Source organism: Streptomyces sp. NBC_01439 (assembly GCF_036227605.1).
GTDB lineage: Bacteria > Actinomycetota > Actinomycetes > Streptomycetales > Streptomycetaceae > Streptomyces.
Genome location: NZ_CP109487.1, coordinates 9253961 through 9274151 on the forward strand (window position 1 = coordinate 9253961; position 20191 = coordinate 9274151).

Here is a 20191-nt window from a genome sequence, read left to right on the forward strand (position 1 = left end):
CGTAGGAGCGGCGAAGTCCCTGCAATGGGGGCGGAGCGAACCGATCGGCGCATTCGGCCTTCGCCAGGCAGCTGCAGGGGATGGGGCCGAAGGCACTGCGCCAACTACGGCTGGGCGACGGCGTGGGCGTGCGTCCATGCGGAACTCGGTCTCCATAAGGCCTTCCTACGCCGAGCGTGGCGAGCCTGCGCTGCTGCTCCTCGTTCAGCCGGTCCCAATTCCGCAATCGTCACTGGGTGTGGCGCTAGTCAATAGTGACCGCGGAGGCGTTTGAGGGGCGGACGATGTACGAGTGACCCAGCGCGTGAACGCTGCGGCGCGGTGGCTGCCGAGGGCGCGTGCGTGATGGTGCACCCTCGAACATCACACCTTCTCTTCAGCCGTTTGCCTGGTGGGGTGGGCTGCTGCGATGCGGTCGTTGCTGAGCCAGTGGAACAGGACCGGCCCGAGAGCGACGACGACGGCGCCGGCGATGATGAAGGGCCAGGACAAGCCGAGTGCGCGGGCCAAGAGACCGCCCAGGACCGCTCCCAGGGCAGATGCGCCGGTCGACAGCGTCCGGAAGACGGCAGTGACTCGACCGAGCAAGTGGTCCGGAATGAGCCGGGCCCGCAGGCTCACGGCGATGACCGATTGGGTCACCACGACGAATCCGTCCAGCGCCATCAGGGCGCTGAGGACGACGACGTGGTCGGCCAGCCCCAGGGCGACGGTCGCCACGCCGGACACGCCGGTGGTCCAGAGCAGGGTCGTACCGGGGCGAGTGAGCCTGCCGACGCGGTCGCCGTACACGCCGCCGAGGAAGGCTCCGACCGCACCGCCGGCGAGGACGAAACCGAAGACGGAGGGGCCTGCGTCGAGACGTTCGACCACGGTCAGGGAGATGAGGCTGTAGGTGGCCGAGCTTGCCAGGTTGCCGACGCCGAACAGGACGCACAGGGCAACGAGTAGGGGCGAGCCGGTGAAGCCACGCACTCCCGCTGTGAGGTCTTCCGTGAAGGTGGTCGCGGCCCTGCCGGGCGCCCGCTTGCTGCGCGCGAGGGGGAGCACGGTCAACAGCAGTGCGGCCACGGCATAGCCAGTTGCACCCAGGGCGAAGGGAGCGGCGACTGCGAGCGCGAAGAGACTGCCGCCCAGCGGAGGACCGACGAAGTTGTTGGCGACGGTGTAGGTCGCCTGGAGCCTGCCGTTGGCCCGTTCGAGCTGATGGTCCTCGACGAGCGTGGGCACCAGCGCCGAGGAGGTGTTGTCGTACAGGGTTTCGGCCAGGCCGAACAGGAACGACAAGGTGCACAGCATGAGGATGTGCACGTGCCCGGTTGCCAGGATCAGGGTCAGGAGGCCGACACCCAGGGCCCGAGTGGTGCTCGCCATGCGGAGCAGGAGCACACGGTCGACACGGTCCGCCAGGGTTCCTAACGGCACCGAGAACAGCAGCCACGGCAGGTACTGCATGGCGGTGATCGTGGTGATGGCCAGGGGGTCGCGAGTGATGGTCAGGGCGACCAGTGGCGTGGCGGACAGCAGCATCCCGTCCGCGAGGTTCGACGTGGCCGTGGATATCCACAATCGCCGGAACCCGCGCCAGGCTGCTTGATCGTGTGCCGAGTCTGACATCGTCGTTCTCCCTTGACGAGCTGTACGGTCGCACCGTGACGCTACAGGCGTCTCTTCGGGACCACCGAAAGCGTGAAGTGCCGGCTGGCCGAAGACTTTCTGGCTCTGTTCACGTTCAGCAGCAGCGATTGTTGATGGGTTTAAGCAGTGTCTGGTCGGCCATCTGGCGCGTGGATGTTCACGAGAAGTAGCGGCAGTGCCGTGTAGCTGAGGCGAACATCGTGAGGGGACGCTGGCTCGGTTCACGTTGAATCCCGGATGCTGGCGCCCGGACGAAGGTGCGAGGATCTGTTCGTGGTGACGGATGCAGAGTGGACTCGGATCCGGAGGGACTTGCGCTTCGGGCAGATATTTGAAGGCACCGTGGTGAAGGTTCCCCGGCCCGGTGTGATCGGGATCTTCGTGGACATCGGCCTGAGCGTCGGAGGGTTTGTCGACGTCCTGTGGCTGTCGGGTGAGGTCGAGGACTGGCCAGCGGAAGGCACGGTTGCCGATTTCAAGATTTGGTGGGCTGACGGCCGCCAACAGATCCGGCTGGTGCCATGCGATTCTCGGTATCTGCGGAACGACTTCGCAGCCCTGGTCGAACGCATCCGCCCTGGTTGGCCATCCGACGACGGCCAGCCGGTGCCTGACCCCGAGCCTCCCCCCTACGAGGAGCGGACCGCCCTTCGCCCTGATGGCCGCGGGCCAACTTCCCGTGAGGCTGGACAAACGGCCGACGGCCCTGGCGGGAGCTAGCTGGCCGCGGCTTCGGCTCGGGCTCGGGGTGCTGGCGCGGCGGTAGGAGTCGGTGCCGGTCTCGATGATGGCGCCGCCGAAGGCGAGGCGGTCGACGATGGCCGCGCAGAGGCGGGGATCGGTGAACGTCTTCGTCCGGCCGCCGAACGACTCGTTCGAGGCGACGGCCACGATGTTCTTCTCCTCGCGTTCGGTCAGGACCTGGAAGAGGAGTTCGGCGCCGCGGCGGCCGAGCCCCATCCCAGCCGAGTCCGTCGATGCAGGGCAGGTCGATACGGCCGTTGCGGGCGAATATCTGCGAGAGCTGCTCCTCATCGGCGGCCTCGACGAGCAAGTTGACCAGCTTCGTCGCCAGCACGTACTCGAGCCGGTAGTCGGCCATCGCCGCCTCGGTCCCCAGCGCGATCAGCATGGTCGAAGCCGTCGATGGTGAAGTTGTGGATCACGTCGCGGACCCGGTCCACGCTGATGAACGACACTCCGGCGATCTTCGCCACCGGCATGCCCTGCGCGGACAGCGGATCATCTGGGCCCGCCGCCAGGTCACACCGACCCGATGCCCCTGCTGATGATCTGCAGCAGCCGTCCGCCTCGTCGTCATCGATCTCGCGCGCCCGCACCTGCCCAGCCACAGACCAGCACCCTGGCAGATCCCCACAGCCCCCGCCAGGGCCACCACACGAGTGTCAGAAAGCGGCCTCGGCAAAGCGGCTCCGCAACCACGCTGCCTCCGCAGGCATCAGGTTCGGGTCAGCCAGCTTGGCCCTGACCGCCTCCTGGATCCGTCCCGTGGGATCGCTCCGAGAGCCGTCGCGTATGCCGCGCAGCAACAAGCCCCGCCCCAGGCGGGCGGCAAGTCCGCGGACGTCCGCGCTGCCGATGGTCACCATTGTCATCGCCACATCGGCAGCGGGATCACCAGCGCTCGCGTTGCACCAGTCGATCACCACCGGGCCCCGGCGGGTCAGCATGACATTGCCCGGATGCAGGTCCAGATGCAGCACCCGATCATCATCCGCCGTGCTGAAGCGCTTGGGCAGCCACTCCGGTGCCGGCAGCACGTGCAAGCGGTCGTGGAGGCCGCCCAGCATCCGGCCGAGGGAACCCACCTGCCACGGGCGCCGGGCCATCACGTCCAGCATCGTCGGCCCGGTCAGCCGCTCCAGAACCATGTCGGTCCCGGTGGCCTCGTACACCTGGGGCACCGGATACCCGCATGCCGTCAGGTGCGTCATCAGACGCGACTCCAGACCAGTGGGACCCCCGTGCCGGTACCGCCGCAGCACCCTGGACTCATCCAGGGCATACACATCGGCATCCCGACCCCGCGCGATCAACTCCATGCGGTGCAGTCTGTCTTGACGGACCAGCCCGCGCCAACAGGGCGAACGCTGCCTCACGCGACACTAGGGTGGGACGCGTGCCGATACCTGTACATGCCTTCGCCCACCGGCCGTTGACGGCAGCGGCTGTCGCCGAGCTCGTCGCTCTGCCGGCCGAGCTGCACATCCACTATGACGACGTCGAAGCGGTGATCCTGCAACGCGGATGGAGCTGGGAGCACGACCTGGTCTGCGACTCCTTCCGCACCGGATACGGACATGTGTTGTGCGCTGAGGGCGGCAATCCGTTCGGGCAGCCAGAGGCCCGGCGTTTCCTGGTTTTCGGCGAGGTCTACCCCGTCGACCCGGACGACGAGAGCATGACGAACGGACCGTGGTTGTACGGCCTCATGGACGACTGGCAGGAACAGGCCGGCTGGAGTGGGCGCCGAACGGGCACCGATCAGGACTGCGAGTACGTCCTTGCGCAGGCAGCGCGAGCCGTCACCGAGTACCTCGGCTCAGCTCCAGAGCGCACGATTCTGTCGTCCGCAGCGGTGGTCACAGGTCCTGCGCTGACGCACCGCGTCTGGCGCACCCGCACCCACGCGCTGGTACTCGGACCGGCGGCAGACAACGGCCCTTACGGCTACCTCACCCACCTTCAGCTGTCCTACACACCACTCGGCTGCGGCCCTGACCTGCCGCGCGAAGAGGACGAAGACGGCCTGGCCAGATGGATCACTGCGCACGTCGACTGGTGACCCCCGGGCCCGCCGCATGAGTGGGCCTTGCATGCGGGCCCCGGGCCGGTGCTGGGTGAGCACGACTTCGACCCGGACCGAGCGCCTCCCCGGAGCGCCGCACTTACTGAGCTTCCTGTGTCTGACGCTGATACGACAAGTGGAAGATTATTGCGGGTCGTGGTTCACCGATCCACGAGCTACCGGATCGCTACGTGCTCTCCGAAACGCCGCAGCCGTTGGCAGTGCTGCGTACGGGCTCTGGTGCGCCGAGCACGGGCTGGCCGTCGAGCCGGTGATGGAGTGGCATCCCGGCGGAGGGATCCGCTGCACCGGCCTGTCCCGGACCCGTGGCCTCGCGGCCGGCGGTGGTCGGTGGTCGGTCAGACTGACCGCTGTGACGGATGGCGAGAAGGCCGAGGTCCCGGGCGAGGCCATCGGGGCTTACTACCTGGCAGAAGTCGCGGCCGACGACCTGGACTCCGACGACCTCTCCTGGACGCTGGTAGACGCCCTTCGCCGCGCGGGAGCTGTGAGGAGCCCGGCGTAGAAGGGGCTGTCCGTACCGGGCGATGCGCTCGGGACGCGGTGCCGCGAGGAAGGAACACGGCTGGTGGGGGGACATCGATGACGCCCTGGCCCGCGCCGATCGGGAGGGGTTCACGCGGGAGCCGCCCAAGGCCCTGAAGGGGGCGGATCGATTTCTTGGTCAGACACAGCTGAAGTCGACCGAGGGCGTCGCCGTAGAGCTTGGTGTCAGCCAGCGGTCGGTGGAGCGTTATCGCAAGGGCGAACGGAAGGTTCCGCCGAAGGGATCGCCGACCGCATCGACGACGCCGTCTGCGCACGATGCCAGTCCGTGGTCCGCAGCCGCCGCCGCAAGCAGGCTGCCGCCAGCACCGGCATCACGCTGGAGACCCGCATCCGGTACGGGTGCACCACCGCGGTCGGCACGACCGACGACGGCAGCTTCCGCCACCTGGCCGTCCACCCTCCACCCGCGTACGCGCAGCGCCTCTTCAACTGCTTGCGCCGATGGGCATGCCCGCAGGTCAGCTGTGTCCGGCGGCCATGGAGTCGAAGGTCTCCCGCATCATCCGGTCGATGGCTCCGGGCTGTTCGATCAGGGAATCGAAGAGGTCGGCGAGCAGCCACAACACGAAGCCGTGCACCAGAGCTTCCTCCGGCGGAATCTGCCCGTACCGGTCACGCCACGCCACGGTGTCCATGCCCATGGCGGCGGCCATGAGAACGCCGGTGACCATCGGCACCTGAGCCGGGTCGGCCGTCTCGAAGCCGGGGAGCCTGCGGATCACTGCGGGAATCAGATCGCTGAGCGGATCAAGCCGGTCTTCGCCACCGGACTGTTCGGCGATCAGGTATCCGGTCAGCACGCCCACCAGGAAGACCGTGCCCCGGGACACCTCCTCGCGTCCGTACGCATCCACCGCGGCCTTGACCCGCTGCTGCGCCTCTTGACGCTCTTCGGCGGAAGTCCGCTTCTCCAGGACCCGATATGAGTCCCACGCCGCACGGACCGCCTCATCCACCACTACGCCTTCACTGGTCATGGAACGACCGTAGGCCAGCCAACGCGCCGGCTGGTATCCCCTTGGAGGAAACCACCGGGTCTCGCGACTGCCGTGACCTTGGAGAGCGCCGGTCTTCCGGCCGCCGCATCGAGCCGGGGCAACGCGCATCCCTGGCATGGAGCTCACCAGTAGCCGCGGCGGCGTTCGGCGCCGCGTCGGACCTCGCGCCGACACTCCGGGCAGTTCGGCAGGCAGCTCATCCGGCGCGGCCGATCCCTCTTGGCCCAGCTGAACCCGTACAAGGCTGTGGCCGTGCTGCACGGCTGGATCTCTTCGTCCTCAGTGGCATGCGAGCCGTAGCCCGGTACGTTCCAGGTGACCGTTGCCTCCCTGACGTACGGTGCGCCCTTGGGTCAGTCATAGATCGATTCGGTCGTGGCACAGCGTATGAGCAGGTCAGGCCTAGTTCAGCGCTTGCCGTACCGGAGCTGCGAGCTGGCATCGACCGAGTCGGGCTCGAAGGACGGGTCGCAGTCGTTTGCGTGATCTCACGAGCCCGGCTTCTGGTAGCGCATCAGCGAGCGGGACATCAACAGCAGCCGCGCCAGGTCGCGCTGACCAAACCGAACGGTTCTCGCCTCCGAGGCGTAGCCGTACGCCGGGTCGTGGGCGGGCTTCTTCGACATCGGTCCTGGTTCGCGCTGCTCCGGCGGTCAGCCCTCGGACACCGACATCCGCGCCTGGCTTTCGGCGTGCGGGGCGGACGACCAGGCCGACGATGATCGATCCGCTCCACGGCTGAATCCACGGCGGACGCGGTCGGGGAGGCGGGCGTGGCGTCGGGATTTGTGCGGGTTGTCGGGTGATGATGGCGAAGTGCGACTTGATCATGTGTCCTATGCGGTGGCCCGCGACAGCTTCGTCTCGACCGTCCAGTGGATCGGATCGGCCCTCGGCGCCGGGTTCGTCGACGGGGGCGTGCACCCGAGATTCGGCACCCGCAACTTCATTCTCCCGCTGAGCGGCGGCACCTACGTCGAGGTCGTCACCACACTCGACCACCCCGCCGCCGACCGCGCACCCTTCGGCCAGGCGGTTGCGCGCCGCGCCGCCGAAGGAGGCGGTTGGCTCGGTTGGGTGGTCTCCGTCGACGACATCGCCCCGGTCGAGGCCCGCCTCGGCCGCACCTCGGCCGAAGGCCACCGTGTCCGCCCCGACGGATTCGACCTGAGGTGGAAGCAGATCGGCTTGCTGGAACTGTTGGAAGACCCGCAACTGCCTTACTTCCTACAGTGGTTGGTCCCCAGCGAGGAGCGCCCGAGTGCCGACCCGCGTACCTCCAGCACCATCCACGGGGTCTCCATCGCCGGCGACGCCGCCTCCATCGCCGAGTTCCTCGGAGAACCGGCCGACCACCCCCTCGACCAGATCGACGTCACCTGGGTCGAGGACGAGGAACCGGGCCTGGTATCGGTCGAGTTCGCCACCGCCCATGGCCCGGTCACGATCTGACCGGGGCCCGACTGCCCCGCGGGAGCAGCCGGCCGGGGTCTCCTGGCTAGCGCGCGTCTCTTTTATGGGTTGGTGAGTCGATCGGATGTGTCTGCCCGGTTGGGACCTGCCCGGGCGATCACGTATGCGCCGGATGACGAGGATTACCGCCGCAGTTGCGCCAAGGGGGTTTTCGAGCCCGACCCGGACACTTCCGCAGCCACCGAATTCGTGCTCGGGGGACAGGCGATGGGCAAGGAGTTCCGAGTAGCCGTGGGTGTGGTGACGCCGTTCGCCGCGCCGTCGCTGGCAGCGTGCGAAGGTTCCTCCGGCGACGGGGCGGATGGAGCGAAGGGTGATGCGCCCAGGGTGAACCCGCCGCGCGAGCGACCCAGGCCCTCACCTCACGCACCACCTCCACCAGCGTGGTTCGTTCTGGCCCCTGGCCCAGCGGCCGACTTGCTTGGGGTCTTCGATGGCGGCGAGGCGCGCGACGACGCGCTGGCTGAACTGGCCCTGCAGGAAGCTCGCGATCCCCTGGATCTTCAGTTCGGCCGTGTCGAGGCAGGCGCGGTTTTCGGCTCTTTCAGCCTGAGCCAGTTCACCGATGTGGAGGACAGGGGTCACCGTGTGGCTCGACCGCCGAAACACCGACGACGAGGCCTCCCTCGCGGTCCTCATCCAGACCCTGGGCATCCCGGGCGACCGTGTACGACACCTCACCTGGTGCCCGCACCCGGTGGTCCAGTTGCTGTCGCCGTCCCCTCCCGAAGGCGGCCGGCGTTCATCACGCTGGACAGGCTTTCTCCGGAAGCGCAGTAAGGCTGGGGACGGTTTCGCCACCTCCTAGTGCCGCATCAGGCAACGTTCGCCTCGCTGTGACTTGTCGTCTGGTTGCTGGGTCGAACAGCGCGAGCATGCAGTCTCATCGAGGTTTTCGCCAGGCACACCGGCCAGGCCCTGGAACCTGCGCCGTCGACCGGGGCCCTTGCCTGAAGCATCATCAGATGAGCCTTTCGTCAGGTTTGGTTGCCTGAGGGAGCAACATAAGAACGCATCTGCGCGACGCGCCCGTCGGCCGTAATCCATTCAGCTGCGGAACTGCCGGCGTACCGCCATCCGGCACGTTCATAGAGGTTGATGGCCGCGGTCGCCCCGGCTTCGACTTCCAGAACGGGCCTGAGTCCGTCGGCTGCAGCTACTTCGATCGCCTTGTCCAGCAGCTTCGCGGCCACCCCTCGTCGGCGGGCGCCAATACTGACGAAGAACCGCGCCACGGACACCAGACGCTGCGAAGGCAGACCGACAGCGATGGCCAGCGCCTCCCCGGGACGAGCGAGGGCCAGATGACCCCAGGACAGCCGAACCATCCACGGCCACCCAGGCATCGAGCATGCTTCTGGGAGTCAGTCAACCTTCGGGATCGACAGGCCAATCCACTGGATAGCGATCTGCCGCATGGACCGTGGCGAGTGCCTGTACGCAGCCGTGCATGTCGTCATCGGCGCGAGGGCGAAGCGTCAGTTCGTTCATTCCAGGATCTTGACACGTCGCCGTTCACGATGAAGTCCCCACTCCACAGTCCGGAAAGGGTGCTCACAATGATCGCGTGGCTATACGCGTGCGTGTGCGTCAGATCGATGACGACGAGGGGCAACGGCTGCTGCGGATCGTCCGCTGGGGTACTGGGTCGTTGGTGACCTGACGGCGGGCTCAGATGGTGCCGCGGAAGCGGATACCCATGAGCCGCTGGACGAGTGCACGGGCAAGCTGCGTAGCATCCCCGGATGCCAATCACCAGTTACCTCTTACACGGGCCGCGAGTGGTCATACGCCGCGTCCGCAGTCAGGACTACGACGAACTCACAGCGCTTGCCCCGGAGAGCGCCGCGGTGCTTCGCCGCTGTCTGGCGCCCGCGAGAACACAGTGGAAGCGTTCGAGAGCTACCTCGAACGACTTGAGCAGCCCACCCGTGCGGGCCTCGTGATTTGCCCGCACAGCACCGGTGCGGTCACATTCAGCCGGACAACACTTCCTTGCTGAACCTCGTCAAGCGCGGACTGGGCTACCAGCGCGAGGGCTATTCCGCAGTCTTCCAGTTCATCAACGGCGAGTGGAGGGAGCACGAGTGCTGGGTGATCACCGCCGAGATGCACAGACAGCAGCACAGCTTATGCCCCCTGACACTCTGCGGGGTGAGATCGGGGGACAGCTGCGCAGCCAGCCGACGCTGACGCTCGGACAGCCCAACTCAACCGCCCTACACGACACTTGGCGGGGATGGCTCAGGCATGGGCGCTGAGATCCCGTACCAGCTGTAGGTTCACAAGAACCGCACACCATAATTTCAGCGTCGATTGCATACACAGGCCATACTGGACCGCTCGCGGACGCGATCATGGACGGTAGAAGTACGCGTCAGCTCATCCGCAGACCGACTGCCAGCGTCAGTTCAAGGACTCGGTCCGGCGATGTGAGATCCGGAAACAGCTCCCGCAGTTGCGACATCCGGTACCGGACGGTCTGGGGATGGACGAACAGCGCCGCCGCCACCTCATCCCGCCTGCCCTGGTGCATCAGCCACGCCCGCAGCGTCTCCTCCAGCCGCCGCGCGGTCGCGACGGGCAAGGTCCGCAACGGCGCGAGGGCACGGGCACGCAGGTCTGCGAACGCGTCCACGTCGGCGCTCAGCACCAGCTCGGGCAGGTGGTCCTCGGTGTCGCGGATATCGGAGGAGAGGGAGCGCGCGCGTGCCGCCCGTGCGTACGAGGCGGACGCACGAGTCCACGGCCGGGCCGGGCCGACCACTGCGGTGCGGTCGGTCAGCTGCCGCAAGAGACGTGATCGGTCCGCATCGGGGACGAGCAGCACACCGGTGGCGTCTGGCAGATCGTCGAGGACGAGGGTGCTCGGGTCGAGCGCGCGGTAGGCAGGCCGGGCCTGGGCGGCGGGCAGCAGGACCGCGGTCAGTGAAACCGGAGGCTGCCACCCGGCCCGTTGAACAGAGGCCAGCAGCACGTCCGGGCTCGCGCCGGTGAGGAGGTCGCGGGCCAGGTGTTCCAGGTGGCGCTCTTGGTCCCGACCCCGGGCGGCCAGTTCGTCGGCGTGGCCCGCGGCGCTCGCGGCGGAGAGCTCGTCGATGTAGGCGAAGGTCAGCTCGGCGAACTTGGCGACCTCGGCGGCGGGCAGACCTGCGGGAACCGCACCCGCTGCCAGGCATCGCCAGGCTACGCGGGCGCCGACGCGGTAGGCGCTGAGCAGGGCGTCCATCGAACGGCCGTCGCGCACCTCGCCGCGGCCCAGCTCGTAGGCTGCGTCACCGGCGTCGCCGCCCGTGGCGTTCCCGCTCGCGAGGTCCAGGTAGTGCCCCAGGGCGGTGCGGACGGCACGGCGGATGGTGCCGCCCATGCGGCCCGAAAGGGCGTTGGCGTAGGGAGGCACCTCGTCGATGATCGCCTGGACGACCTCGTCGGCGGTGGTTTTCAGCGCGGCCCGAAGTGCGGTGACCGTCGTCTCATCCAGGGCCAGTTCGGTGGCCCTCCGGAGTGCATGGCTCATGTTTTATTCTCTGTGAACAATTCAGCCGACCAAATTTACGTCCTGCGGTCAAGACTTTACGCCTTGAAGCGCATCAAGCTGGAGTCATGACGAGTACAGCCCTCCGCAGTAGGGCGTGGAAACTGCTGGAGATGGTCACGACGCCGCTGCTGCCGTCGGACTACCTCGACCTGGTCAGCCCGCTGCGTGCGGGTGCGGATCTGCGAGGGCGCATCGAGGCCGTGCATCCCGAGACGGGTGACGCCGCGACCATCGTGATCAGGCCGGGGCGGGGCTGGCGCGGGCACACGGCCGGTCAGTACGTGAGGATCGGGGTCGACGTCGACGGGAGGCGCCTGTGGCGTGCCTACTCCCTCACCTCGCCGACAAACCGCCAGGACGGCCGCCTCACGATCACCGTGAAGGCGATCCCGGACGGCAAGGTCAGCAACCACCTGGTCCGCAGCGCGAAACCGGGCACCTTGATCCAGCTCGACCAGGCAACCGGTGACTTCGTGCTGCCGGAGGCCAAGCCCGCGAAGGTGCTCTACCTGACGGCCGGCAGCGGCATCACGCCCGTGATGGGCATGCTGCGCGACGTCGAGTTCGACGATGCCGTCATGGTCCACTGCGCGCCACAGCCGCAAGACGTGATCTTCCGCAACGAACTGCACGACATGGTCGCGGACAAGAAGCTGCGGCTCACCGAGGTGCACACCGACACGGACGGCATGCTCGACATGGCCCGTCTCGACGAACTGGTACCCGACTGGGCCGAGCGCGAGACCTGGGCCTGCGGGCCCGCGGGCCTGCTCGACGCCGCCGAACGGCTCTGGAGCGAACACGGCGTCCAAGAGCGCCTGCACACCGAACGTTTCCGCCCCGGCATCGTCGTCGCCGGTGACGGCGGCGAGGTCACGTTCAGCGCCACCGGCAAGACCGTTGACGCGGACGGCGCCACGCCGTTGCTGGACGTCGGCGAGGAGGCCGGCGTGCTCATGCCGTCCGGGTGTCGCATGGGCATCTGCTTCGGCTGCGTCACGCCGCTCAAGGCGGGCGCCGTCCGCGACCTGCGCACCGGCGAGATCACCGAGGCCGAGCCGGGCGTCCTCATCCAGACCTGCGTGTCCGCCGCGGCGGGCCCCTGCGACATCGAACGGTAGGAGCACCTTGACCGCCATCGACCCCACCGCCCACCTGACCGCGGAGCAGATCGAGGAGCTCGGCCGCGAGCTGGACGCGATCCGCGACGAGGTGATCGCCAGCCGCGGCGAGAAGGACGCCGCCTACATCCGAAAGGTCATCTCGGCGCAGCGCAAGCTCGAGCTGGTCAGCAGGGGCGTGCTGCTGTTCTCGTTCTTCCCGCCCGCTTGGCTGATCGGCACCGCCGGACTGTCCGTGGCGAAGATCATGGACAACATGGAGATCGGCCACAACATCCTGCACGGTCAGTGGGACTGGATGAGGGACCCGAAGATCCACTCCACCACCTGGGAATGGGATCACGTCTCGCCGTCCGAGCAGTGGAAGCACTCGCACAACGAGCTGCACCACACGTACACGAACGTGATCGGCAAGGACAACGACCTCGGCTACGGCATCATGCGCGTCGACGAGGACCAGAGGTGGCACCCGTTCCACCTCGGCCAGCCGCTGTGGAACTTCATCAACGCCTGCTTCTTCGAGTACGGCATCGCAGCGTACGACCTGGAGCTCGGCAGGAACCTGAGCAAGCGCCGCCGCAAGAACCCGGAGTTCCGCGCGCGGGCCAAGGCCGTGGGCCGCAAGATCCGCAAGCAGGTGCTCAAGGACTACGTGATCCACCCGCTGCTGTCCGGCCCGTCGTTCCTCACCACGCTCGCCGCCACGTTCACCGCGAACCTGGTCCGCAACATCTGGTCCCACTCGGTGATCATGTGCGGGCACTTCCCCGAGGGCGTACAGGTCTTCGAGCGCCGGTCGATCAAGGGCGAGACGCGCGGCCAGTGGTACCTGCGCCAGATGATGGGCTCGGCGAACATCAGCGGCAGCAGAGCCATGCACTTCATGACCGGCAACCTGTCGCACCAGATCGAGCACCACCTGTTCCCGGACCTGCCGAGCAACCGGTACGCCGAGGTCGCGGTGAAGGTGCGCGCGCTGTTCGAAAAGTACGAGCTGGAGTACGTCACCGGGCCGCTGCCCAAGCAGGTGTTCTCCGCGTGGCGCAAGGTCTTCCGGCTCTCGCTCCCGAACAAGAAGCCCAAGGTCAAGACGCCGAACCGCGATCAGGAACTGGTCGCTGCCTGAGTCCCGGTTGTGGTTCAGACCCTTCGGCCGTACCGGCAGCACCGACGGGTTCGGTGAGAGCCGTTGCGGACGGTGGGCGGCCGCGACATCACACCGTACGACACGGGAACCGGGGCGGCCCGGCGTCTGGCTGCGCTGCCTGGAGGCGCGCCAGGAGTTCAGCACACAGCAGCCCCCGGCGAGGTGGCGTAGTGCGCTGACCTGCCGTGGTCGGGCCGGTAGCCGGGTGCGTACGCGCACTCGGTTCGCCGACGGGCGGGCCGGGTGGAAGGCACGGGCTGCGACGTGGACACTGCCGGAACCTCTACCTGCACCGGCGTGACCCGCCAGGTCCTCACCCCAGATCGAGCGGGACTCCGTCGCGGTGGAGGCGGCCCCGGGGACGACCGAGCAGCACCGGTGTGGCGGGGGTTCGCCCGCCGGATGTCGCACCCTCCGCCCGTCCCGGACCCGGACCCGCACACGCACTGGACACACCCGGACGGGCGGCCGTCGGGCCTCCGGGCGGTGTTGCGTACGTGTCGGAGTCATCCGCGGCACACAGTGAACGAGCGGCGCGGGCCGCATCGAAGCGACACGTGAGAGAGGTGGTCGTATGTCCTCGGGCCTCGACACGACTGACGTGCTGATCGTCGGTGCCGGAGCCGCCGGGTTGGCGTGCGCCCGGGACCTGCTGGCGGCCGGTGTGCGCGTACGGGTGGTGGAGGCCAGCGACGCGGTCGGCGGACGCATGCGTTCGGACCGGGTCGGGGGCTTCGTCGTGGACCGCGGGTTCCAGGTGTTCAACACCGCATACCCCCAGGTCCGTGGCAGGTTCGACCTGAAGAAACTCCGGCTCCGGCCCTTCACGCCGGGGTTCCTCGTTCACACTCCGACCGGAAGACTCAGCTTCAACGACCCCACCCGTCGCCCGGGCACGCTGCCCGAGTTGCTCTCGGGTCGCCTCGCCGGCCGTCGCGACCTGGCCGCCCTCGGCCTGTTGTCTGCTCGTGACATGCTGCTGCCCCCGGCTCGGCTCAAACGACGGCCGGACACCACTGTCCGCACCGCGTTCGCCGACGCCGGGATCTCCGAAGCGTTCGTCGAGCGATTCTTCCGCCCCTTCGTGTCGGGGGTCTTCCTGGAGGACGAACTGGAGACTTCCGCACGGGTGTTCCACATGGTGTGGCGGAGCATGCTGCGCGGAACGATCTGCCTGCCAACCGAGGGCATCGGGGCGGTCCCGCAGGCCCTTGCCGCCGACCTACCAGAGGGTGCCGTGCGGCTTGAGACCCCAGTGGCCGAGCTCACGGCCGACGGTGTGCTCACCACCGAGGGACGGGAGATCCCGGCACTCGCCGTCGTGGTCGCCACCGGCCCCGGGGGCGTCGCAACGCTGCTCCCCGAGGTGACCCTGCCCGCCTACCGAACGTTGACGACGTACTACCACGTCGCTCCGCGGTCCCCCCTCGGCGAGCCGACCCTACTCGTGGACACCCGCCGCCGCTTCCTCAACACCTGCGTCCTGAGCGACGTCGTGCCCGGCTACGCACCACCCGGCCACGCCCTCATCGCCACGTCGGTCACCGGCCGGGACGGGCAGGGCCGTGAGCGCGAGCTCCGAAAGGCGCTCGCGGAGGCGTACGGCACGGACACGGACGGCTGGGACCTCGTCACCGTCCGCACCATCGAGGACGCACTGCCTTCCATGGCTCCGCCGCAGCCGCTGACCCGTACCACGCGCGTCGCGCCGGGCCGCTATGTGTGTGGTGATCACCGGGCCACCGGTTCCACCCAGGGCGCGCTGGCCTCCGGTGCGCGGGCCGCCCGCGAGGTGCTGCACGACCTGCGGCGCCATGGCGTGGCGTGAACGTACCCGTACCTCGTACAGGCTTGAGCCGCGTCAGGCGGTGCAGCTGACGGCGCAGGGGATGGGTCTGGACAGGGTGGGGGTGCGGCTTTGGACTTCAAGGCCACTCCCGTGGCCAGGAGGCCCGCCTTGTGCCATCACCAGGCCGGTACCTCTCCCGGCGGGGATGGCGCCAGCCAACGAGCTCACCGGGCTTCGAGAGCCTCGGCCCGGGCCCGACGCAGGGGCGGGCCCCGGCGAATGCCGCCCGAAGTGACCCGCCCGACTGTTCCGCTAGATCGGCAGGGAGCAAGTGAGAGGGATGACGAGTTCGCCCGGCCGTCCGGTGAGGCGGGTGTCCGTGACGGCCGGGCGGATCACGGTGACGGAAGCGGAGGAGCCGGCGGGGGCGGGCGAAATCGCCCCGGACCAGGTGCACTTGCCCGGAGTGTTCGTCCAGCAGGTGGTAGAGGTCGTGGCCGCGGATCCTTGGGCGGACAAGCGGATCGAGCGGCGTACTGCGCGCCGACAGCAGGGCGAGGCGGTCAGGCGGTCTGAGATGGCACTGACACGTGAGCAGATGGCGGTGCGCGCCGCCCGCGAACTGCCCGCGGTCATCGACGTGTCCCCGCCGGGCTGCTGCTGCGGGAACTGGTCCACGGTGTCACCGTGGACGAGGTCCGTGCCGCCCCCGGCGTGGAGCTGACCGTCTCTGCGGAGCTGGAGATCAACGCCGACGGCTGACGGGCCACGGCTCCCGGCTGTTCGCGTCCGGCGCCTTCTGCGAAGCGGACCCCTCGGGCCCACTTCGGCGTTGCCGCAACAGCGCGCCACGAGATCGTATGGTGCTCCCATATGTTCCGGCGCGAGACTATGTGTTTCATACATGTGGGAAGTGTCCTCGGCTTCCCGCATGCTTCCGGCCATGACAAGCGGAATCCATCCCGGGGGCGGCACCGCGCCGGCCGCCGGCGGAGCGGTCGACCTCACCGGACGGACCGCCCTAGTGACTGGAAGCGGCAGCGGAATCGGCCGGGCCTGCGCCGTGGCCCTGGCCTCGGCCGGGGCCCGCGTTCACGTGGTGGACCTCGACGCGGACGCGGCCAAGGCCGTGGCGGATGCGACCGGCGGCCACCCGCACACGGTCGACGTGGCCGATGCCGCGGCGCTTGCGCGGCTGCCGAAAGACGTGGACATCCTGGTCAACAACGCAGGGTTGCAGCACGTGGCGCCGCTGACCGAGTTCCCCCCGGAACGCTTCGAACTGATCCAGCGGGTGATGGTCACCGCACCGTTCCTGCTGCTCCGGCACACCCTCCCGTACATGTACGCCGGTCATTGGGGCCGGGTCGTCAACATCTCCAGCGTCCACGGGCTGCGGGCCAGCGCGTACAAATCGGCGTACGTGACGGCAAAGCACGCCCTCGAAGGCCTGAACAAGGTCACCGCCCTCGAAGCCGCGCCCCACGGAGTGACCAGCAACTGCGTCAACCCCGGCTACGTCCGCACCCCGCTGGTCGAGCACCAGATCGCCTCGCAGGCTGCCGCCCACGGCATCGCCCCCGAGAGGGTCGTATCCGATGTGCTGCTCACCCGGCCCGCGATCAAGGAGCTGATCGCCCCGGAGGCCGTCGCGGCGGTCGTGCTCTGGCTGTGCGGCCCCCAGACCGCACAGCTGACCGGGGCTTCCCTGCCGCTCGACGGGGGCTGGACCGCCTCCTGAGATCCCGTACCTGACGCACTTGACACACCTCCCGCACATCCCCATCAACCGAGGAGTGGTCACCCTGCCATGGAATCCCAGTCCCCAGGAGGCGGCATCCGCCGCATCCTGATCGGCACCACCATCGAGTGGTATGACAACTCATCTGATCGGGGCTATGACCTGTCGTATCCCAGGATTTGTGCGATCGAAGTCAGCACGGAACCAGCACGGGTCAACGGCGCGCCTGCTAGATGCTGACGAAGTGGCTTTCGCGGCGCATGCCACTGGCTCGACTGGCGTATCGGGGCCGACTACGGAGCGTCGCCGATTCCGCCATCCAAGGTCTTCAGGTGTAGGTGTCCTGAGGTTGTCTCTCGCCCAAGGAAGCGGCGTTGTTCCATGCCCTCGACTGGTGTCTGCAGTGCCTTCGCCTGGTTCCGAAAGTGTGTGGTCATCGACCAGGTCCCCGCAGCCGCAGCCGCAGTGAGGGGAGGGAGCGTTGGGAGCACCCTGAGCCCGGGCACATCCCTGCAGGTGTGGGGAGCAGCGGACCCGCGCAGATACGGGCCCCGCTGGTTCGGGGAGCAGGCTTCTTGACCTGTGATCACTGGTCGCTCCCCGACGGCCCCCCCAGGGCGGATACCGCATGCGTCCGGTCGCCAGGCGCGTAGCTTAGGAGAAGAGCATCCTCCGGAAGATTCGGACGGTCCCCAGTTCGATCTCTGGTCGGTTTGGCCCATCACCTCACCCGTAGAGCAGCGCTTTGGGACGCGAACCATGTGGTTCTCCGGCCGGAGTTCGGTGTTCTTCCTTGTCGGCGGCCTGGGGGTGGGCAGGCCGGGTTTTCAGGATCGGCCGGAGTGCAGGAGGCGTCGGGCGAACGCGGAGAGGGCATGGGCGATGCGCTCGTGGGGGATGCCCAGGGTGTTGTGCTGATGGTGGTAGAGCTGCGGGGCCAAGGGGCCGAGGGCGATGTCGGCGAGCGCGTCGGGGTCCGGGGATCCGCCGGCGATGAGCAGGGTGCGCACATGGAGGCGCCAGAAGCCGTAGGCGCCGGTGGCGTAGCGGGCGGGCCCGGTTTCCGCGCCCAACGCGAGGGGCAGATGCCGCCGGATCAAGTCCAGGTAGGCGATGTAGAACGCCGCCAGTCGTTCGGCGGGGGGTGCCCCAGGCCCCAGGGGCGGCGGTCCGTAGATCATCTGCCCCTGTAGCAGGCGTTCGTGCTCGTCCAGGAGGGCGGTGGCGACGGAGGGCGGGTCGGGGAACGAGCGGTAGAGGGTCGCGCGGCCGACACCCGCGGCCTTCGCGATCTGCTCCATCGTCACGGTGCTCGGATCGTGTGCGGTGAAGAGCGCTTCGGCAGCGGAGAGGATCTGTGCGCGATTGCGCACCGCGTCGGCCCGCTGCCGGGGTGCGGTGGCACCTCGGGGTGCCGCCTGGAGGTCACCGCGGAGGACCACCTGCGGGGCGGGATGCTCGTCGCCGTTGCTCATGCAGGTCACCTTACTTCCCAGAAACCTAAGTGGACAGCTTGTCCGCTTAGGAGCCTCTGGACTACATTAAATGAGACGAGCGTCCGTTTAATGTGGGGGAGAACGAGATGAACGCTGCGCTGCTCACGGCAGCCCTCCTGGTGGGGTGCCTCCTGGCCGTCCAGGCGTCGGTCAACCTGCAACTGAACAAGGCTGTGGGAACCCCTTACGGCGCCTCCACGGTCCAACTGGGCGTGGCCACCGGACTCCTGGTGGTCCTGGCGGCACTAACCGGGGCGCTCGGCGCGCTCGGGAAGCTCCCCGGCGTCGAGTGGTGGCACCTGCTGGGCGGCCTGGCGAGCCCCCTCTACATCACCAGCGGCATACTGCTCTTCCCCCGGCTGGGGGCCCTGGCCTCGGTCGGGCTGTTCGTCACGGGGCAGATGTTCTCCTCCTTGGTCCTCGACTTGGGCGGCCTCCTCGGGCTGGAGAAGAAGGGCCTGAGCCCGGGCGTCGCTCTCGGCGCCCTCGCGGTCCTCGCGGGCATCATCGTGATCATCCGAGGGCAGCGGGCGACCGCCCCGCCCGGAGCCCCGACGACGTCGGGCCCGGGCCGGATCGGATGGATCGTCCTCGGCATCGTCGCCGGCGGTGTGCTCCCGGTTCAGGGCGCGGTCAACGCCGAGCTCCGGCATGGTCTGGGCGCCCCGATCGCGGTGGCGGCCTTCAGCTTCACGGTGGCCACGCTCACCATCACCGTCGTCCTGCTGGTGCTGCGCCTGACGGGCAAGACCCCCAGGCCGCAGCTGGCCCCGCTGAAGGCGATGCCCTGGTGGGGCTGGCTCGGCGGAGCCTGCGCCGCGGGCTACGTCACCGGCACGTTCTTGCTGATCCCCGAGATCGGCGCTGCCGTGACCGTCGGGCTGACCGTGACCGGCCAGCAGCTGACCTCCGCCCTGATCGATCACCGGGGCATGTTCCGGCTGCCGACCCGGGTGCTGAGCGTGCCGCGTCTGACGGGACTCGGCCTGCTGCTCGCCGGATCGCTGGCCATCCAACTCGTCTGAGCTCGCGCTCGTACGACCCTGAGAGAGAAGACTGTTCCTGTTGGAGACCTACGCCGTAGGGCCCGAACTGCACGCCCTGCCCTCTGCGCTGCCGATACCCGACTCAGGCCTGCAACCGGTCAACGCCTACCTGCTGCGCGGTGAGCAGCCGATGCTGGTGGACGCCGGTATGCCCGTGGACCGGGACGCGTTCGAAGAGGCCCTGTGGTCCCTGGTGGACCCCGCCGATCTGCGGTGGATCGCCATCACCCATGACGACCGGGACCACACCGGGAGCCTGATGCGGATACTCGATCGCGCTCCCGGTGCCAAGGTCGTCACGAACGGGATATCACTCACCCGACTGTCCGAGGAATTCGAGATCCCGCGTGGGCGGGTCGTGACGGTGAACTCCGGGAGCCGGTTATCGATCGGTGACCGGACTGTGAGCTTCCACCGGCCGCCCACGTTCGACTCGCCGGGCACGCTCGCGGTATTCGACCACGAGGCCGGCACGCTCTTCAGTTCGGACAGTTTCGGCACCGTCCTGCCTGAAACCGTGCAGCACGTCGGTGACGCCGACGCCAAGGAATTCTTCGAAGGCTTCGACGTCCTGAACCGGGCGATCGCCCCGTGGACGGCCCTCGTCGACGCGGAGAAGTTCCTCCGCACCGTCCAGGCGGTGTCCTCCCTCTCCCCGGCCCGACTGCTGTCCGCCCACGGGCCGACGGTGGAGGGCCGGATGGTCGCCTCCCTGATGGAGGCTATGGCCCGCATTCCGTTCCTGCCGGCATGGCTCCCGGGCGCGGACGTCGACCTCGAAGCCGCCTTGGACGCGCACGGTGGCCGGGCCGCCCCCTGACTGTC

At 68.3% G+C, this 20191-nt stretch carries 21 protein-coding genes and 2 pseudogenes; 12 read left to right on the forward strand and 11 right to left on the reverse strand.

Translation table 11 applies throughout. The features are described from left to right. Positions 1-363 precede the first annotated feature (363 nt). On the reverse strand, positions 364-1617 hold the full coding sequence (locus tag OG207_RS42195) for an MFS transporter (protein WP_329106828.1): 1254 nt from the start codon (positions 1615-1617) through the stop codon (positions 364-366). A gap of 294 nt (positions 1618-1911) precedes the next feature. Between OG207_RS42195 and OG207_RS42200 the strand changes: the two genes are divergently transcribed. After that, positions 1912-2358: a hypothetical protein gene (locus OG207_RS42200; protein ID WP_329106830.1), complete on the forward strand. Its 447-nt coding sequence runs from the start codon at positions 1912-1914 to the stop codon at positions 2356-2358. Here the strand turns inward: OG207_RS42200 and OG207_RS42205 are convergent. From OG207_RS42205 to OG207_RS42215, 3 genes and pseudogenes are all read right to left on the reverse strand, one after another. Further along, a pseudogene (locus OG207_RS42205) lies at positions 2355-2776 on the reverse strand (ATP-binding protein); the annotation flags it as partial. The gene OG207_RS42200 and the pseudogene OG207_RS42205 sit on opposite strands and share 4 nt — an antisense overlap. Next, a pseudogene (locus OG207_RS42210) lies at positions 2772-2990 on the reverse strand (helix-turn-helix domain-containing protein); the annotation flags it as partial. The pseudogenes OG207_RS42205 and OG207_RS42210, both read right to left, overlap by 5 nt. Before the next feature lie 54 nt (positions 2991-3044). Further along, positions 3045-3701 carry an aminoglycoside phosphotransferase family protein gene (locus OG207_RS42215; RefSeq protein WP_329106832.1) on the reverse strand — a complete coding sequence of 219 codons (657 nt, stop codon included), beginning with the start codon at positions 3699-3701 and terminating at the stop codon, positions 3045-3047. Positions 3702-3778: 77 nt separating this feature from the next. Here OG207_RS42215 and OG207_RS42220 point away from each other — a divergent pair, with 77 nt between their 5' ends. Both OG207_RS42220 and OG207_RS42225 read left to right on the forward strand, forming a co-directional pair. Continuing rightward, positions 3779-4444 carry a hypothetical protein gene (locus OG207_RS42220; RefSeq protein WP_329106834.1) on the forward strand — a complete coding sequence of 222 codons (666 nt, stop codon included), beginning with the start codon at positions 3779-3781 and terminating at the stop codon, positions 4442-4444. Between the two features lie 376 nt (positions 4445-4820). Continuing rightward, the gene (locus OG207_RS42225) at positions 4821-4973 is read left to right on the forward strand and encodes a hypothetical protein (protein WP_329106836.1); all 153 of its coding nucleotides are present in this window, start codon (positions 4821-4823) and stop codon (positions 4971-4973) included. A gap of 502 nt (positions 4974-5475) precedes the next feature. On the opposite strand, the gene OG207_RS42235 is transcribed toward OG207_RS42225, so the two are convergent. Continuing rightward, positions 5476-5994 (reverse strand): hypothetical protein, encoded by a 519-nt coding sequence (locus OG207_RS42235; protein ID WP_329108318.1) that lies wholly within the window; start codon positions 5992-5994, stop codon positions 5476-5478. A gap of 509 nt (positions 5995-6503) precedes the next feature. Continuing rightward, positions 6504-6641 carry a hypothetical protein gene (locus OG207_RS42240; protein ID WP_329106838.1) on the reverse strand — a complete coding sequence of 46 codons (138 nt, stop codon included), beginning with the start codon at positions 6639-6641 and terminating at the stop codon, positions 6504-6506. 190 nt (positions 6642-6831) lie between these two features. On the opposite strand from OG207_RS42240, the gene OG207_RS42245 reads away from it, so the two are divergent. Then, complete coding sequence (locus tag OG207_RS42245; RefSeq protein ID WP_329106840.1) at positions 6832-7467, forward strand: VOC family protein; 636 nt, start codon at positions 6832-6834, stop codon at positions 7465-7467. Between the two features lie 378 nt (positions 7468-7845). Here OG207_RS42245 and OG207_RS42250 read toward each other — a convergent pair whose 3' ends face one another. The 4 genes from OG207_RS42250 to OG207_RS42265 all read right to left on the reverse strand — a co-directional run bounded on the left by OG207_RS42250 (position 7846) and on the right by OG207_RS42265 (position 11005). Beyond that, a complete protein-coding gene (locus OG207_RS42250; protein ID WP_329106841.1) occupies positions 7846-8073 on the reverse strand; it encodes a hypothetical protein in 228 nt (75 codons plus the stop codon). Positions 8074-8465: 392 nt separating this feature from the next. Further along, positions 8466-8816 carry a GNAT family N-acetyltransferase gene (locus OG207_RS42255; RefSeq protein WP_329106842.1) on the reverse strand — a complete coding sequence of 117 codons (351 nt, stop codon included), beginning with the start codon at positions 8814-8816 and terminating at the stop codon, positions 8466-8468. Between the two features lie 40 nt (positions 8817-8856). Beyond that, positions 8857-8979 (reverse strand): hypothetical protein, encoded by a 123-nt coding sequence (locus tag OG207_RS42260; RefSeq protein WP_329106844.1) that lies wholly within the window; start codon positions 8977-8979, stop codon positions 8857-8859. An 886-nt stretch (positions 8980-9865) separates the two neighbouring features. After that, positions 9866-11005: a helix-turn-helix domain-containing protein gene (locus OG207_RS42265; protein ID WP_329106846.1), complete on the reverse strand. Its 1140-nt coding sequence runs from the start codon at positions 11003-11005 to the stop codon at positions 9866-9868. 86 nt (positions 11006-11091) lie between these two features. Between OG207_RS42265 and OG207_RS42270 the strand changes: the two genes are divergently transcribed. From OG207_RS42270 to OG207_RS42295, 6 genes are all read left to right on the forward strand, one after another. After that, positions 11092-12147 carry a ferredoxin reductase gene (locus OG207_RS42270; RefSeq protein WP_329106849.1) on the forward strand — a complete coding sequence of 352 codons (1056 nt, stop codon included), beginning with the start codon at positions 11092-11094 and terminating at the stop codon, positions 12145-12147. Between the two features lie 7 nt (positions 12148-12154). Beyond that, positions 12155-13273: a fatty acid desaturase family protein gene (locus tag OG207_RS42275; RefSeq protein ID WP_329106851.1), complete on the forward strand. Its 1119-nt coding sequence runs from the start codon at positions 12155-12157 to the stop codon at positions 13271-13273. A gap of 7 nt (positions 13274-13280) precedes the next feature. Further along, the gene (locus tag OG207_RS42280; RefSeq protein ID WP_329106853.1) at positions 13281-13595 is read left to right on the forward strand and encodes a DUF6207 family protein; all 315 of its coding nucleotides are present in this window, start codon (positions 13281-13283) and stop codon (positions 13593-13595) included. 273 nt (positions 13596-13868) lie between these two features. Then, the gene (locus OG207_RS42285; protein WP_329106855.1) at positions 13869-15122 is read left to right on the forward strand and encodes an NAD(P)/FAD-dependent oxidoreductase; all 1254 of its coding nucleotides are present in this window, start codon (positions 13869-13871) and stop codon (positions 15120-15122) included. A 301-nt stretch (positions 15123-15423) separates the two neighbouring features. After that, entirely contained in the window at positions 15424-15807 is a 384-nt protein-coding gene (locus tag OG207_RS42290; protein WP_329106857.1) for a hypothetical protein, read from the forward strand. Positions 15808-16026: 219 nt separating this feature from the next. Next, complete coding sequence (locus OG207_RS42295) at positions 16027-16824, forward strand: 3-hydroxybutyrate dehydrogenase (protein ID WP_329106860.1); 798 nt, start codon at positions 16027-16029, stop codon at positions 16822-16824. An 827-nt stretch (positions 16825-17651) separates the two neighbouring features. Here OG207_RS42295 and OG207_RS42300 read toward each other — a convergent pair. After that, a complete protein-coding gene (locus tag OG207_RS42300) occupies positions 17652-18299 on the reverse strand; it encodes a TetR/AcrR family transcriptional regulator (RefSeq protein ID WP_329106863.1) in 648 nt (215 codons plus the stop codon). Between the two features lie 107 nt (positions 18300-18406). Here OG207_RS42300 and OG207_RS42305 point away from each other — a divergent pair, with 107 nt between their 5' ends. Both OG207_RS42305 and OG207_RS42310 read left to right on the forward strand, forming a co-directional pair. Further along, positions 18407-19345, forward strand: coding sequence for a DMT family transporter (locus OG207_RS42305; RefSeq protein ID WP_329106865.1), 939 nt, complete (start codon positions 18407-18409; stop codon positions 19343-19345). 40 nt (positions 19346-19385) lie between these two features. Beyond that, positions 19386-20186 carry an MBL fold metallo-hydrolase gene (locus OG207_RS42310; protein ID WP_329106867.1) on the forward strand — a complete coding sequence of 267 codons (801 nt, stop codon included), beginning with the start codon at positions 19386-19388 and terminating at the stop codon, positions 20184-20186. Positions 20187-20191 lie beyond the last annotated feature (5 nt).